The 14872-nt window shown below is 64.8% G+C and carries 13 protein-coding genes; 6 read left to right on the forward strand and 7 right to left on the reverse strand.

Translation table 11 applies throughout. The features are described from left to right. Positions 1-405: 405 nt before the first annotated feature. Positions 406-1977, forward strand: a complete 1572-nt coding sequence (gene guaA / locus AC3EDY_RS06740) for a glutamine-hydrolyzing GMP synthase (RefSeq protein ID WP_488571710.1) — start codon at positions 406-408, stop codon at positions 1975-1977. Positions 1978-2019: 42 nt separating this feature from the next. Here the strand turns inward: guaA and AC3EDY_RS06745 are convergent, their stop codons facing one another. Together AC3EDY_RS06745 and AC3EDY_RS06750 are read right to left on the reverse strand one after the other, a co-directional pair. Then, complete coding sequence (locus tag AC3EDY_RS06745; RefSeq protein ID WP_488571711.1) at positions 2020-3381, reverse strand: hypothetical protein; 1362 nt, start codon at positions 3379-3381, stop codon at positions 2020-2022. 207 nt (positions 3382-3588) lie between these two features. Continuing rightward, positions 3589-4344, reverse strand: coding sequence for a MauE/DoxX family redox-associated membrane protein (locus AC3EDY_RS06750; protein WP_488571712.1), 756 nt, complete (start codon positions 4342-4344; stop codon positions 3589-3591). 69 nt (positions 4345-4413) lie between these two features. Between AC3EDY_RS06750 and AC3EDY_RS06755 the strand changes: the two genes are divergently transcribed. Continuing rightward, complete coding sequence (locus tag AC3EDY_RS06755) at positions 4414-4833, forward strand: MerR family transcriptional regulator (RefSeq protein WP_488571713.1); 420 nt, start codon at positions 4414-4416, stop codon at positions 4831-4833. 120 nt (positions 4834-4953) lie between these two features. Here AC3EDY_RS06755 and AC3EDY_RS06760 read toward each other — a convergent pair whose 3' ends face one another. Further along, on the reverse strand, positions 4954-5790 hold the full coding sequence (locus AC3EDY_RS06760) for a hypothetical protein (protein ID WP_488571714.1): 837 nt from the start codon (positions 5788-5790) through the stop codon (positions 4954-4956). A gap of 114 nt (positions 5791-5904) precedes the next feature. On the opposite strand from AC3EDY_RS06760, the gene AC3EDY_RS06765 reads away from it, so the two are divergent. The 3 genes from AC3EDY_RS06765 to AC3EDY_RS06775 all read left to right on the forward strand — a co-directional run bounded on the left by AC3EDY_RS06765 (position 5905) and on the right by AC3EDY_RS06775 (position 8847). Further along, positions 5905-6216, forward strand: a complete 312-nt coding sequence (locus tag AC3EDY_RS06765) for a nuclear transport factor 2 family protein (protein WP_488571715.1) — start codon at positions 5905-5907, stop codon at positions 6214-6216. A gap of 399 nt (positions 6217-6615) precedes the next feature. After that, positions 6616-8022: an aldehyde dehydrogenase gene (locus tag AC3EDY_RS06770; protein ID WP_488571716.1), complete on the forward strand. Its 1407-nt coding sequence runs from the start codon at positions 6616-6618 to the stop codon at positions 8020-8022. Positions 8023-8109: 87 nt separating this feature from the next. Continuing rightward, positions 8110-8847 (forward strand): hypothetical protein, encoded by a 738-nt coding sequence (locus AC3EDY_RS06775; RefSeq protein WP_488571717.1) that lies wholly within the window; start codon positions 8110-8112, stop codon positions 8845-8847. A 57-nt stretch (positions 8848-8904) separates the two neighbouring features. On the opposite strand, the gene AC3EDY_RS06780 is transcribed toward AC3EDY_RS06775, so the two are convergent. Both AC3EDY_RS06780 and AC3EDY_RS06785 read right to left on the reverse strand, forming a co-directional pair. Next, positions 8905-10215, reverse strand: a complete 1311-nt coding sequence (locus tag AC3EDY_RS06780) for an acyl-CoA dehydrogenase family protein (RefSeq protein WP_488571718.1) — start codon at positions 10213-10215, stop codon at positions 8905-8907. A 68-nt stretch (positions 10216-10283) separates the two neighbouring features. Further along, complete coding sequence (locus AC3EDY_RS06785) at positions 10284-11279, reverse strand: TetR family transcriptional regulator (RefSeq protein ID WP_488571719.1); 996 nt, start codon at positions 11277-11279, stop codon at positions 10284-10286. A gap of 26 nt (positions 11280-11305) precedes the next feature. Between AC3EDY_RS06785 and AC3EDY_RS06790 the strand changes: the two genes are divergently transcribed. Continuing rightward, positions 11306-11524, forward strand: a complete 219-nt coding sequence (locus AC3EDY_RS06790) for a hypothetical protein (RefSeq protein WP_488571720.1) — start codon at positions 11306-11308, stop codon at positions 11522-11524. Between the two features lie 238 nt (positions 11525-11762). Here the strand turns inward: AC3EDY_RS06790 and AC3EDY_RS06795 are convergent, their stop codons facing one another. Further along, positions 11763-12980 (reverse strand): CaiB/BaiF CoA transferase family protein, encoded by a 1218-nt coding sequence (locus AC3EDY_RS06795; protein WP_488571721.1) that lies wholly within the window; start codon positions 12978-12980, stop codon positions 11763-11765. Further along, positions 12977-14863, reverse strand: coding sequence for a hydantoinase B/oxoprolinase family protein (locus AC3EDY_RS06800; protein ID WP_488571722.1), 1887 nt, complete (start codon positions 14861-14863; stop codon positions 12977-12979). Before AC3EDY_RS06800 ends, AC3EDY_RS06795 begins: the two co-directional genes overlap by 4 nt. Between the last annotated feature and the right edge of the window lie 9 nt (positions 14864-14872).

A 14872-nucleotide genomic window follows, 5' to 3' on the forward strand; every position in this document is an offset into this window, starting at 1 on the left:
GGCAGTGAACATCGCGCCGCTGACGCCAGCAGCAAGGATGAGCGGCAGCACGAAGTTTGCGATCTTGCGCATGATGTGCTCCTGATTTCCTACGAGTTGAAACGTTTTTCTTTTTATGACCTTGCAGGATCCTCTCGGTCCGTCGCGCCGGCAGGGTTTGGCACGGAGCCGCGAACCGAGGCTCACATAAGACGAGTTGAGCGCGATACAAGTGCGATCCTGTCCATTACAGTTGCATGAGAAGCAACTGTAATGGACAGCCAAGTGAAAGTTGCGCTGTTGCAACAGTACAGCGTTGGCGCCGCACCCCGTGTGGTGCCGAATTCCGGATGGCGCAGACCAGGCGGCGCGCAAATTTTGTCGCAGGTGCTGGACAGGCCCGGCTGCCTTCCTTATCGGCCTGCCATGACTATCCAGCCTGAAGAGTCGACGCCCGAATCGATCCTTATCGTCGATTTTGGCAGCCAGGTGACGCAGCTTATCGCGCGCCGTGTGCGCGAAGCCGGCGTCTATTCCGAGATCGCCCCGTTTACCCAGGCCGAAGCGGCGTTCCGTCGTATCAAGCCCAGCGGCGTGATCCTGTCGGGCTCACCCGCTAGCGTGCCCGCCGACGGCAGCCCGCGCGCGCCGCAGTTGCTGTTCGACAGCGGCGTGCCGGTCCTGGGCATCTGCTATGGCCAGCAGGTGATGAGCCAGCAACTCGGCGGCCGGGTCGATCCCGGGGATTCGGGCGAATTCGGCCGCGCTTTCCTGACCGTGACCGAGCCTTGCGTGCTGTTCGACGGGCTGTGGAGCGTGGGCGAGCGCCACCAGGTGTGGATGAGCCATGGCGACAAGGTCACGCAGTTTGCCCCCGGCTTTCGGATCGTGGCCGTTTCCGATGGCGCGCCTTTCGCGGTAATCGCCAACGATGCCCGGAAGTATTACGGCACCCAGTTTCATCCCGAAGTGGTTCATACGCCCGATGGCGGCAAACTGATCGCCAATTTCGTGCGCCACGTCTGCGGCTGCGCCGGCGACTGGACCATGGCGGAGTTCCGCAAGACCAAGATTGCCGAAATCCGGGCGCAGGTAGGCGATGCGCGCGTGATCTGCGGCCTGTCTGGCGGGGTGGATTCGGCCGTGGCCGCCGTGCTGATCCACGAGGCGATCGGCGACCAGCTGACTTGCGTGTTCGTGGACCATGGGCTGATGCGCCTGGGCGAGGCGGAGCAGGTGGTTTCGTTGTTCCGCAATCACTATCACATTCCCCTGGTGCACGTGGACGTCGCCCCCCTGTTCCTCAAGGGGCTGGAGGGCGTGACCGACCCGGAAGCCAAGCGCAAGTTCATCGGCAGGACGTTCATCGACGTGTTCGAGGCCGAAGCGCGCAAGATCGGCGGCGCCGATTTCCTGGCCCAGGGCACGCTCTACCCCGATGTTATCGAAAGCGTGTCTTTCACCGGCGGGCCTTCGGTGACGATCAAGAGCCACCACAACGTGGGCGGCCTGCCCGAACGCATGAACATGAAGCTGGTGGAACCGCTGCGCGAGCTGTTCAAGGACGAAGTCCGCGCGCTGGGCCGCGAGCTTGGCCTGCCCGATGTCTTCGTGGGGCGCCACCCTTTCCCCGGCCCGGGCTTGGCCATCCGCATTCCCGGCGAAGTGACGCGCGAACGCTGCGACATCCTGCGCAAGGCCGATGCGATCTATCTGGAGGAAATCCGCAATGCCGGCCTCTATGATGCGATCTGGCAGGCCTTTGCCGTGCTGCTGCCGGTGCGCACGGTGGGGGTGATGGGCGATTTCCGCACGTATGATTCCGTCTGCGCCCTGCGTGCCGTCACCTCCACCGACGGCATGACGGCCGACATATATCCGTTCGACGCCGGCTTCCTCAGCCGCGTGGCCACGCGGATCGTCAATGAAGTCAAAGGCATAAACCGCGTGGTCTATGATTACACCTCAAAGCCGCCGGGCACGATCGAGTGGGAATGAGAGGCGGCGGAGGCCGATAGCGGCCGTCGCCGGCCGCGCGCCTCATCCGGTGATCCGCAGGCGGGCGAACACCATGAAGCTGGTGGGGCTCGCGCCGTAAACCGGCTGGATGTCGCGCGGCAGACCGTATTTGCTTGTCAGCCCGCCAAGGTCGAACGCGACTTTGCCGATCGGTATGGAATGATAGCCGCCGAGGCTGAATTTGCTGACGTTGAACACGCGGCCGGCGCGCGGATCGCCGTCATCGGCGTCGCCAAACAGTTCGTCCTTGTCGACATTTTCGGCGCGGCCGAACACGGTCCATCGGCCCAGTTGCATCGCGGTGTCCAGCAGGAAGGCATTGGTGGCATGCCCGTGTTCGCCGCCGGATGGGGCGTTCCACCCCCAGGCGAGCGTGGACTGCCAGTTGCGGCTGGCCCCAAGCGGCAGGTTGTAGGTGATCGACGCCGTGGCACGGCGCACGTTTTCGTCCGGATGCAGGCCTTCGGGGCTTTTGAGGAAACCATAGCTTGCCTGCATCGAGAGGTTCGCCTTCGGGTTCCAGGTCATGCGCACCGACCAGCTATCGAACCGGGGGCGTTCGATGTCCCACCGGTGCTGATCCGGCTCCCGGCCGGTGAACACCGATCCTTCGAGTTTCAGGCCGTCGTGGACGAGGCCTGCCGTCACCACGCCGAACGTGACATGCGTGCTGTCGAGCCAGTGGTGCGAGATTGGCGCTTCAGGGTTCGTCATGCCCGAAAAGCGGTGCATGTAGGTTGCCGGGCCAAGCGCCGGTTCGCCAGGCAGGCCGAAATAGACGAAGCCCGACAGCTTGCCGGCGATGGGGTGGCTGTAGGCCGCGGCAAGTTCCATGACGGCATCGTGCGGATGCTGTCGATCGACCAGTTCGGTGCGGCCATCGGCCGTTTCCCCGGTGGCCAGCAGCAGCGGGTAGCCACTCTTGCCCATGAGCGGGTCGAGGCTGACCATCCCGCGCAGGGTCAAGGTGCCGCGACCGACCGGCCGCTGCGCCATGCCCATCAGCATCGAAGTGGAAAAGGTCTTCTCGTCGCCGCGCGGGCCGCCCTGGTCATCATGGATAAGCGTGACGAACCCATGAACCATCGTCGACCACGCGCCCCTGCGCCCCATGATCGCCCACATCGGGGCGGTGTCGGGCTGCCACGCGGTGCCCGAGGCATCGCGCATGACGCTGTAGCGCCCGAGCGCGCCCACCATGCCGCGCATGTCCATGCCCCCCATGGCGCCGTGATCCATCCCGTTCATCCCGGCGTGGTCCATCGCATCGGAAGCCGGGGCCTGCGGTTCGGGTCGCGGTGCGGCCGGGGGCGCATCGTGCCGGTGCTGGCTCATGTCCATGTCGGGCATGGGCTGGGCGTGGGCCATCAATGTTTGGGCCATCAATGTTTGAGCCGTCAACGTTGCGGAAAGCGCCGTTGCGGCAAGCAGGGTTCTGGTCAACATCGGTCCTACGATCTGTTTACTGGACGCATGGCGGCCTCGGCGTCGCGGGTGCTGAACCGGCCATGCAACGCGCGATGACCGGTGGGACTAGGGCTAAAGGTCCGGCTGGGCAATCCAGCTGGGCAATCGGGACGGTGCCGCGGCTCACATGCCGCCGGCGCGAACCGTCATCCAGATCGCCATCGCGACCATCAAGACGTTTTCGGTCAGCGATACGAAGCCAAGCGGCACGTTGGACGATCCGCCGACGCAGGCGCATTTGAGCTGGCGCTTGTCGATATAGACCGCCTTGAACACCGAGGTCGCGCCGATCGTACCGATGAACAGCGCAACGGGAATGGACAGCCAGGTCAGCACACCCGCGATCATCAGCACGCCGGCCAGCGCCTCGGCAAAGGGATAGACGTATCCGTACCGCACCCAGCGCCTGGCCAGCAGGTCGTAATTGAGGAACATGGTCGAAAAACGCTCGACATCCTGCAGCTTCAGGATCGCCAGCACGCACATGCTGAAAGCGACGAACCATTCGGCGGCGCGGATCGTGAACGGCGATCCGAGCACCGCCTGGCTGGCGGCAGCGGCCATCAGGGCGGTCATCGCGAAAACCGTCGCCACCGGCCGGTAGCTGGTCGCACCCGGTTCGGCGACGTGCTGGCCGAAATGACGACGCAGATCGTCATAGCCGCCGATCCGCTGCCCGCCGATGAACACCTGCGGCGTGGTTTTGACGCCGTGCGCGGCTTTGAACGCGTCCGTTTCGGCGCGGGTCCGCAACTCGTGATCTTCGACCGTAAAGCCCTTGCGCTTCAGGAGGTCGAGCGCTTTCAGGCCATAGGGGCAGATGTGTTCGGGCATCACCATCCGGTGAAGTACAGCGGTTTTGACGGCGGGATCGTTCATGGGGATGCGCCTTGCTTCGCGTTTGACGCCGTCGCATATAAGCTCCGTACCATAGTACGGAGTCAAGCCATGACTACCATGACTATTGCAAAGCTCGCTCGCGAGGGTGGCGTCGGCGTCGAGACAGTACGCTATTATCAACGCCGCGGCTTGCTGAAAGAGCCCGAACGGCCCGCCGGCTTCGGTTCCGGTGGCAGCATCAGGCGCTATGGCATCGAAGACCTGCGGCGGCTGCGCTTCATCAAGGCCGCGCAAGGGGCCGGTTTCACGCTTGAGGAGATCGGGCAACTGCTTGCGCTGGATGCGACGGACGACCGGCCCCGCGCGCGGGAACTGGCGCGCGCGCGGGTCCGGGCGCTCGATGCCAGGATCCGGGAATTGAAAGCGGCCCGCGACGCACTGAGCCGGCTTGCCCGCGCCTGTGCGCATGGCGAAGCGGGGCCATGCCCCATTCTTGCCGCTTTCGAGCCAGTCCCCGAGTGCGGCTAGGCGGCGCGAACGCATGCCATGGTGCCGCGCCTGGCTGCGATCGATGCTTGCCGACGTGTTGACCCGAGAACGTGCCGACCGGCCCCGGAACCCCGATCGGCGCGCGATATCCGGCCCTTGCTACTTCGCTCTGCGCGGCAAAGGCAGACGCAGCACCAGCGGTTTCAACGCTCTGAAAGCGGCGGTGACCACGATCGGCCCGACAATGAAAGCGACGATGGCCCAGCCCGAAGGCGGCGGCGGGGCCTTGAGCCCCAGATCGGCGAACGCCAGCGCCCCGGCGGCATGGGCCAGGCAGCCCAGGGCCGTGCCGCCCAGAAATGCCGGCCAGCGGAGCGACGAGGCACCCAGCATGATGTCGAACACGGGTCGCATCACCGCCGGGCCGGGCGGGGGCAGCAGGTGCATGAGCGCGGCGATCCAGAAGCCGAAACGCGCAAGCGGCGAAGGCCCGCCCGGCCGCCCCATCGGCGGGGGCGGCATGACTTTCATCACGATCCGCATCCAGCGGGGCAACTGGCCGTCCGGGCCCAGCCTGGGCGGCCCCATGCGCGGGCCATAGCGGCGCCACAACGGCCCGACGGCAAGCCGCCCGACCAGAGCGAGGGCCGCGGCGGCCACCCACATGCCCAGCGCGGTCAGAACCACGCTGAGCGGCAGGCCGACAATCCGGCTGCCGCCCCGCGCGATATCGCCCATGGCGGCATCTCCGATATAACCGATCGCGGCCAGGGTGGATTGATCGATGACGGTGCGCGAACGCGCCAGCCAGCCGGCCACCGCATCGGGACTGGCCCAGTTCATGTCCATCGCTGCCGGAACCAGCGTGATCGCCGCGATCAAAAGGCCGCCCAGCACCAGCCCGCCCATGACCGGCGCGGGATCGAGCCGCGGCCGCGGCTGAAGCCATGGCGGCAGCAGCGCCTGATCGCGATCGTTCGTTTCCGCTTTGCTCATGGCCTCGCTCTCCACATTTTTTGATGCGGCCACGATGTGCACCAACGGAATAAAATAGGTTGAGAAACTTATCTTGCGCCATAGCATTGCGAATTATCAGACGCAGGAGAGATCATGACAAGTAATGCAGATATTGTTCAGTCCTATCTTGATGCAATGAGCAACAAAGATCTGGATACGGCAATTTCCTTCTTTCACGACGATGCCGTGGTCTACAGCCCGATGGGGCCGCAAAAGGGCAAGGCGGAGATCGCCAAGGGCCTGCAGATGATGATGAAGATGCCCGCACCCGCCGGAGGACCGCCCGCGCTGGTGGAGGAAGGCGACGAGGTGATCATGGTCACCAGTTCGCCCATGGGCAAAGTCACCATCACCATGAAAGTCGCTGACGATCTGATCGTCGAACAGCGCATGAAAATGGGCTGAGGCCACAATGGCTGCTGCCGGCGACAGGCCGCAGCAGCCCGGTGGCTTGCGCGCCGCCATGTGCGCCTCCCCCCCCCCTGCCCGCCCCCCTGCCCAACTCGCCATAAGCCGGGGGCGCCCGGCCCGCCGCGTTTCGCGGCTGGTCCTCCCGCCGGCACGCGCGAGCAGTTCGGCATTGACTCGGCCGCCAAACCGCCTGATGCCCGATCTCGCGAACGGGTGGCCGAATGGCCCGTGACCGTCATGTTCGATCTGGGGGAGCGGTTTGCCGAAGATGCGCCGGCACGGGCAACCCCTGTCATTGGCATGACCGCGGGGGCATGACCGCAGGGGCATGACCGCGGGCCGGCCGCGACGTCCGTTCCGCCACGATAAGACCGCGCTTGGAGGCACTGAAACTTGGCCACGCAATTTGCCCGTATCAACCCGCTGACCGGCGCCGTCGCGTCCCAAGCGCCCGCATTGCAGCCGGCCGACATTCCTGGCATCGCGGCACGCGCGGCCAAGGCGTTTCCCGCCTGGGCGGCTCAGGGTCCCAACGCGCGCCGCGCCATTCTGGCCAAAGCGGCCGTGGCACTCGAAGCGCGGGCGGATGCCTTCATCGACGCGATGATGAACGAGATCGGCGCGACCAGGGGCTGGGCCTTGTTCAACCTCGGGCTGGCGGCAGGCATCGTGCGCGAAGCGGCCGCGCTGACGACGCAGATCACCGGCGAGGTCATCCCTTCGGACAAGCCCGGTTGCATGGCCATGGCCTTGCGCGAGCCGGTCGGCGTGATCCTGGGCATCGCGCCCTGGAACGCGCCGATCATCCTTGGCGTGCGCGCGATCGCGGTCCCGCTGGCCTGCGGCAATGCGGTCATTCTCAAGGCCAGCGAGCAGTGCCCCCGCACCCATGCCCTGATTATCGAGGCGTTTGCCGAGGCCGGTTTTCCCGAAGGCCTGGTCAACGTCGTCACCAACGCCCCCGAAGACGCGGGCGACGTGGTCGGCGCCCTGATCGACGCGCCGGAGGTCAAGCGCATCAATTTCACCGGCTCGACGGCCGTGGGCCGGATCATCGCCACCCGCGCGGCCCGGCACCTCAAGCCCTGCCTGCTCGAACTGGGCGGCAAGGCGCCGTTGATCGTTCTGGAAGACGCCGATCTTGACGAGGCGGTGAAAGCGGCCGCGTTCGGCGCGTTCATGAACCAGGGGCAGATCTGCATGTCGACCGAGCGGATCATCGTGGTCGAAGCGGTGGCGGAGCAATTCGCCGCCAGGTTCCAGGCCAAGGTTGCGACGATGGCGGTGGGCGATCCGCGCGAAGGGAACACGCCACTTGGCGCGGTGGTCGATGCCAAGACAGTGGCGCATTGCCAGAGCCTCGTCGAAGACGCGCTGGCCAGGGGCGCGCGACTGCTGACGGGCGGCGAAACCACGCGGAACGTGCTGATGCCCGCGCATGTCGTTGCCGGCGTGACCCAGGACATGAAGCTGTTTCGCGACGAAAGCTTCGGCCCCGTCGTGGCGGTGATCACCGCGCGGGACGAAGCGCACGCGATCGAACTGGCGAACGATACCGAATATGGCCTGTCCGCCGCCGTTTTCACGCGTGACACGGCGCGCGGCCTGCGCGTCGCCCGCCAGATCAAGTCAGGGATCTGCCATGTGAACGGCCCCACCGTGCACGACGAGGCGCAGATGCCGTTCGGCGGCGTCGGCGCGTCGGGCTATGGCCGCTTTGGCGGCAAGGCCGGGATCGACAGCTTCACCGAACTGCGCTGGATCACCATGGAAACCCAGCCCGGCCATTATCCGATCTGAGCGCCGCTTTCACTGCGGGCCCGCGCATCGGCCGCGGCATCCTCGGATCATGCGCCGCCGGACAGAAGACATTGAAAGGTCTAAGCAATGAGCAATTCTTCGCACCGTTCGCAGGAAGGGCTGGAGCGGCTGATCCTGACGGCGCCGATCGGGCGCGTCGGCACTGGCGCGCCCAATCCGGAACGCGAATTGTTCAGCCGGCTGGACGCGAACACCGTCATGATGATGGGCGACAATCCGGTGCTGCCGCCGATGCCGGACCGCCCGACTTTGCTGGACTTCTTCAAGTACCGTTTCGTCAACGAGGAACTGACGCGGACCCATCTCCTGACCAGCGCCAAGCGGGCGATGGACGATGGCCAGCCCGACAAGGTGGTGCTGGCCTGCCTGCTGCACGACTTCGCCAATGGCGGCCTCATCCGGTCGGACCATGGCTATTGGTCGGCGCAGATGATGCGACCCTATGTGGACGAGGAAGTGGCCTGGGCTATCGAAAAGCATCAGGCGCTGCGCTATTTCGAAGATCTCGAGGCAGGCTATCCCTATCCGGAAAGCTATAACCGGTTCTTCGGCGAAAACTATCAGCCGCCCGAATACATCGTGCGCGAGGCGGAGGAAGCGCGCAGCCACAAGTGGTACATGACGGCGCGGGAAGTGACCAAGTACGACATCTATTTCTTCGACGACAAGGAAGAGATCGATCCCGACATCTTCACGGACCTGGTCGGCCGCAATTTCCGGCAGCCTGCGGAAGGGCTTGGTTTCGATGGCTCGCCCAGCGCCCATATGTGGCGCACCTGGATATGGCCCAACAACTTCCTGTAATGCCCGGCTGCGAGGCACCAGCCCGCAGCCGGCAGGCCACGGGCTGGTCGAGCGGGGTCAGGCCGCGACGGCTTTCACTTCCGCTTCGGTCTTCTTGCGGGGCGAAATGCTCGCCGCTTCGAACGAATTGGTCATGAACACCGGGCGCCCCAGCAGCGCCTTGCCCAGGGTGGCCCAGTTGTTGTTCTGAATGGCCATGTGCGCGCCGGCCGTCAGCATGTCGCGGATCGCGCGTTCCCCGGGGTGGCCGCTTTTCAGTACCGAGCCGCCGGCCCAGCCGTTCAACGTCTCGGTCACTTCGCGGGACACCCGCGCCAGGTGCACGTTGGCCATCTCGCTTTCGAGATAGTCGCTGCTGGTGATGTCTTCCCCATCCAGCCAGCGCGCCCAGCAATCATCGACGACACGGTAGAAATGCGAGCGCGCCGCGCGCAGCTTCGCCTCGGCCATGCCGAGCTCGTGCTGGACAGCCGCCATGTCGGCCAGCAGATCGCGCGGACCGAAGCCGGTCGGGCGCTTGGTGGCGGCGATTTCGTGGAAGACTTCCAGCATGTGCCGCGCGATACCGCAGGTTACCGCCGCATGGCCGCCGATCCCGATCGGCCCCCTCACGCTGAGCGGCGGTTCGACGCCCATCTGCATCATCGAGAATGCGCGCCCTTCCGGCAGGAACACATCCTTGACCCGGTAACCGCCCGAACTGGTGCCGCGCAGGCCGATCACGTCCCAGCTGCCTTCGATCCATTCCACCTGGTCCTTGTCGAAGAACGCGGTCAGCGGCGGCTCCATCATCATGATCGAGGTGCCCTCGGGCGGCGGGAACGCCATGGCCGGTTCGTCTTCGCTCGAAACGACTTGAAAGCCGCCCAGAAAATGCGTGGCATGGCGGGCATTGGTGGCCCACATCCAGGTTCCGTCGAGCAGCCTGTACCCGCCTTCGACGCGCAGCGCACGGCCTGTCGGCACGGGCGATCCCGCCACGATCGTGACCGGGGAAGACCACATGGCCTTGGCCGTCTCTGCATCGAGGCGCATCGACAGGGCGCCGCCCGCCAGGTGCGTCAGCACGCACCAGCCCGCCGTCCCGTCGCCGCGCGCCAGTTCCTCGATGATGCGGAACTGGGTGGGATAATCGAGTTGGCTGCCCCCGACTTCCACCGGCGCGCCCATCAACCAGATGCCGATTTCCCCCATGCGCTGAAGGATAGGCTCGGGCAACCGACCGTTCACCTCTGTATCGCCCGCCACCTTGCGGAGTTCGGGCACCAGTGCGATCGTCGCGTTCAATGCATCAACGCTGACTTTATCGAGCGGCGTAACACGCTCATCATGCCGAAAACCGGGATAATCGATGTGACGCTCGAACATTTTGGACTCCTCGCCGATTGAGCCAAGTTATCGACGTGAATTTTTTTGTGCGAGACTAACTTCTGTTCCTATCCGCGCAGTTCATCGGCAATCGCCAGGTCGCCTTCCACGCGCAACCTGCCGTTGCGCACCGCTTCGGCAGGCTCCAGAAGACCGCGCTCCAGATCGCAACAATCGCCAAGCGAGATGTGGATCACCATGTCGGCATCGATCCGCTGGTTGCTGATCCGGTTGCGCGCGCCTTCTTCGGCGAGAATCGAGATCGCGCCGTCGCGTCCGAAATCGAACATGGCATTGCCTGAAAGCGACGGGCGCGGGCCGAAACGTTCGCGCATGAGAGCGGTCAGATCTTCCAGCGTTTCGAGCGGTTTTGCCGGCTCGACCTTGCGCGCCAGCGCATACTTGGGCCGCGAGGTTGGCAGTTCGATCGTGACCGGCGCCTGCCAGCGGGGCGATTGCGCCGGCACCGGCCGCGGCTGGGCCGCGCTCCAGAAGAACGCGACGATCGAATCGACCAGGCCGGGCAGATCGTCAGGATCGCGCAGACGAGGGGAAACGCGCGTCATGCGGGTAATGATATAGACGCCGCCCAGCAGCAGGTCCGCCGCCAGTTCAGGCTCCATCGGGCCAAGCGCGCCGGCCGCGTGCGCCTGGTTGAACCAGCGACGCAAACCTTCGACCACTACCGTCGGCGTGGGTATTTCCATCGTCATGTTGACGTCTGCGAAGGCGATCCTGCTTCTCGCGAACGTCAGTTCGACCGAAAGCATCTCGATCGACAGCGCGACCAGCTTGGTCGTCAGGGCACGAAGCTGATCCGCGAACGGCGTGCCGTCGGTTTCGTAAATGGCGCGATCGACATAGGCCATGGATTCGAAACGATCCGGCAGCATCGACTGGTAGAACAGGTCGAGCTTCGTGCCGAAACGCACGAAAATGACCGTCGACGTCACTCCCAGGGAGCGCGCCATGGCTTCAAGCGAGGCATCGAAGCCGTAGGCGCTGAAATGCTCCCTTGCCACCTCGAGAATTTCACGGTCCGAAATCTTCTTTTTGCGGCCCATACCGATCAACGGGGCTCCTGTTGCCGATGCTGTCGATACTGCGGCATGACGCGAAAGCCTTCGCCGTGGCGCAGCAGCAGCAGCGATGCATAGTGGAGTATGCGGTTGCCGTTGAAAAGGTTTCGCCCGCACCGCGCGACAGGCCTCCTGCCGGTTCGGGAGCCGAAATGCTCGTCGACCAGCGCAGGCGAACGGCCGCGCGCGCTTTCCAAAGTGCGGATGCTGGCGGCGTCGGCGTGCCATGACGGATGAGCATGGCCATCGCGCCCGGCGCCATCCGGCAACGCCAGCAACCCGCCTTGCGCTTTCACAAGACCCTCTCCCCCGGCAATTGGTTTTCCCGGGATTGAAATACGCGGTCGATTTCTTTGCCACACAAACATATGCGGCCATGGACCGGCACCAGGCTGCACGGGCGATCTGGACAGCGGTCCCGTGCGCGGCCGGAAAGTTCCGTGGCGCGGCGGCGTGGCAGGCCCGGTATCAGATCACCCCGTTGGCCGCCAGGTCGGCAAGGTCCGCCTCGCTCAGGCCGAGCAGCTCCTTGTAGATTTCCGCGTTATGCTGGCCGACTTTCGCGGGCGCCGGGCGCCTCACAGTTCCGGGCGTCGCCGAAAACTTGGGGAAGCTCGACTGCATCTTGAGCGGGCCGAAGCGTTCGGTTTCGACCTCGATGATCGCTTCCCGCGCGCGGAAGTGCGGATCGGCCAGCATGTCGGGCGCGCGATAGACCCGGCCGGCGGGGATCGAATGGTCGATCATCAGCGCTTCGACCTCGTCCACCGACAGGGTGAGGGTCCACTGATTGATCAAGGCGTCCAGCTCGTCCTGGTTCTCGCCACGCGCGACGTGGGTGGCATAACGGGGGTCGTCTCCCAGTTCGGGGCGGCCCATTGCCATGGCAAGCCGCTTCCACAGCGAGTCCTTGTTGGCGCCGATCATGAACTCGCCATCCTTGCACTTGTAGACGTTGGACGGCGCCACGCCTTTGAGCACCGAGCCGGAGCGTTCGCGGATATAGCCGGTGCGATCGTATTCGGGCACCAGCCCTTCCATGACCTGCAGCACGGATTCGTAAAGCGCGGCATCGATCACCTGCCCGCGTCCGGTTCTCTCGCGCTCGTGCAGCGCGGCCAGCACGCCCACGCAGCCGAACGTGGCGGTCAGCGTGTCGCCGATCGAAATGCCCATGCGGCTCGGCGCGCGGTCGGGCTCGCCAACGATATAGCGCCAGCCGCCCATCGCCTCGCCGATGCCACCAAAGCCCGCGCGATCGGAATAGGGGCCAGTCTGGCCATAGCCCGACATGCGGGCGATGACGAGGCCGGGCTTTTCGGCCAGCAGAACGTCGGGACCGAGGCCCCACTTCTCCATCGTGCCGGGCTTGAAATTCTCGATCAGCACATCGGCATGGGCAATCAGTTGCCTCACCAGCGCCTGGCCCTGGGGAACCCGCAGGTTGGCGCTGACCGAGCGCTTGTTGCGCGCGATCACTTCCCACTGGACCTTTTCGGAGCCCTGCCCCCATTCGCGCATCGGATCGCCCGTCACGGGCGGCTCCACCTTGATGACATCGGCGCCCATGTCGCCCAGCAGCTGGCCGCAGAACGGGCCGGCCAGAAGCTGGCCCAGTTCCACAACGCGGATGTCGCGCAAGGGCCCCGGGTTCGTCACGCCCGAAAGAGTGGAAGCTGTGGTCATTCCGCCGCCTCCAACAGCGGCCATTCGGGCTGGATCGGCGCCGGCAGTCCGGTTTCCGCCTCGCACCGGGCGCGCAACGCCGCAATGCCGGGGCCATAGTTGAACAGCGGCAGATCGCCGCGGGCGGCGCGAAGCTCGGCCCGCAAGGCCTGGGTCGCGGCCTCGTCCACCTGGCCGGCGGCATCGGCCACCACGCCATAGGCGCGCGCGCCGGCGGGCGTGACGAGCCCCTGCACGATCTCCTTGCCGACAAGGGCCGGATCGCGCGCCAGCGGATCGCCCCAGCCGCCACCGCCCCAGGTGATGAAGTGGAGAATATCGCCCGCTTCCACGTCCAGGTCTTCCACCTTGTTGCCGACGATCGTCTGCGTGCCGTCGGGCTTTTCCAGGATCTTGCGCGCCCGGGCGCCCGGCTCGCCGCCGTTGACGCCCCATGGCGGCACGAACCAGCGGTCGTCGTGGATCGCGATCACCCCTTTCGAAAGGAAGCGGTACGTCATGCGGATGCCGTTGCCGCCGCGATGCAGGCCCGCGCCGCCCGAATCCGGTTCGCATTCGTAGCGTTCGATCACCATCGGGAAATAGCGTTCGAGGAACTCATTGGGCACGTTGGTGAAACCGGGCCAGAGCGAATGGCCGTCCGGCCCGTCGCCCATCGGGCGGCCCGGAATGCCGCCAAAGCCGATCTGGAACAGCTGGAACCATTCGCCGCCTTTGCCCGGCCGCTGATCGTTGCCGGCATAGAACAGGTGGGGCGAAGAGGAGAAGCCGGCGGCATTGAGGAATTCCGGCGTCTTCTGGCCCAGCAGGCCGCCCAGAATGTCGAAAATCCGCCCCAGGGCATGGGTGCGCCCCGAAAGCGCCGCGGGAAACCGGGGTTTGAGCAGCGAACCATCGGGAATGCGCACGTCGATCAGGTCATAGAACCCGTCGTTGAACAGGATCTGCGGATCGAAAACCATGATCATGTAGATGCCGAAGAACATCTTGAACATGTTTTCATTGAGATAGAAATTGATCGAGGCGGTGCTTTGCGGGTCGGTGCCATCGAAATCGAGAATAACTTTCTCGCCTTCGCGCCACATCGTGCAGCGGATGCGATAGGGGCCAAAGCCCATGCCATCGTCGCAGACGTAATCTTCGAAGCTGACCGGCTCTTCGCTCACGGCCTGGGCCAGCAGGGTTTTCATCGCGCGGTGGTTGCGTGCCAGAAGTTCCTGGGTGGCCGAGACATAGACATCGTCGCCAAAGCGTTCCGCCATTTCGACAACCCGGCGCGCGGCCACGCGGCACGAGGCGATCAGCGCGTTGAGATCGGCCGCGCACCAATCGGGCTTGCGCGTCTGGTGCATCACCAGCCTGACGAGATCGGCGTTGTATTCGCCCTTCTTCCAGATCTTCACCGGCGGAATGCGCACGCCTTCCTCGAAAATCGAATGGGCGTTGATCGGCATCGATCCGACGACCTTGCCGCCGATATCGGACTGGTGGCCGAACATCGAGGTATAGGCGATGAGCCTGCCGTCCTTGAACACGGGCAGCAGCACCAGCCAGTCGTTGGAATGGCTGATCGCGCCATCGACCGAATAGGGATCGGACAGGAAGATCATGTCGCCATCTTCCAGCGTGCCATCGTAATTCTTGAGAAAGCCGCCGATGAACGAGCCGAACTGGCCGACGATCATTTTGCCGGTGTGATCGGCGATCAGGGGGAAGGCATCGCCCTGTTCACGGATGCCGGGCGACATGGCGGTGCGCACCAGCGTGGCATCCATCTCGATGCGGGCATTGCGCAGTGCGTTTTCGATGATATCGAGCGTGACCGGATCGATCGCGACCGGCGCGAACGGTGTGTCGTTGGTCTGGACGATGGTTGCAGGCATGTCTCGTGC

It is taken from the genome of Novosphingobium sp. DS6-6, from assembly GCF_057784975.1.

Coding starts and splice junctions, on each gene's coding strand:
- AC3EDY_RS06765 (WP_488571715.1), top strand. CDS start 5,905: ATGACAAGTAATGCAGATATTGTTCAGTCCTATCTTGATGCAATGAGC.
- AC3EDY_RS06755 (WP_488571713.1), top strand. CDS start 4,414: ATGACTACCATGACTATTGCAAAGCTCGCTCGCGAGGGTGGCGTCGGC.
- AC3EDY_RS06780 (WP_488571718.1), bottom strand. CDS start 10,215: ATGTTCGAGCGTCACATCGATTATCCCGGTTTTCGGCATGATGAGCGT.
- AC3EDY_RS06785 (WP_488571719.1), bottom strand. CDS start 11,279: ATGGGCCGCAAAAAGAAGATTTCGGACCGTGAAATTCTCGAGGTGGCA.
- AC3EDY_RS06745 (WP_488571711.1), bottom strand. CDS start 3,381: ATGGCCCAAACATTGATGGCCCACGCCCAGCCCATGCCCGACATGGAC.
- guaA (WP_488571710.1), top strand. CDS start 406: ATGACTATCCAGCCTGAAGAGTCGACGCCCGAATCGATCCTTATCGTC.
- AC3EDY_RS06800 (WP_488571722.1), bottom strand. CDS start 14,863: ATGCCTGCAACCATCGTCCAGACCAACGACACACCGTTCGCGCCGGTC.
- AC3EDY_RS06750 (WP_488571712.1), bottom strand. CDS start 4,344: ATGAACGATCCCGCCGTCAAAACCGCTGTACTTCACCGGATGGTGATG.
- AC3EDY_RS06760 (WP_488571714.1), bottom strand. CDS start 5,790: ATGAGCAAAGCGGAAACGAACGATCGCGATCAGGCGCTGCTGCCGCCA.
- AC3EDY_RS06795 (WP_488571721.1), bottom strand. CDS start 12,980: ATGACCACAGCTTCCACTCTTTCGGGCGTGACGAACCCGGGGCCCTTG.
- AC3EDY_RS06790 (WP_488571720.1), top strand. CDS start 11,306: ATGCTGTCGATACTGCGGCATGACGCGAAAGCCTTCGCCGTGGCGCAG.
- AC3EDY_RS06775 (WP_488571717.1), top strand. CDS start 8,110: ATGAGCAATTCTTCGCACCGTTCGCAGGAAGGGCTGGAGCGGCTGATC.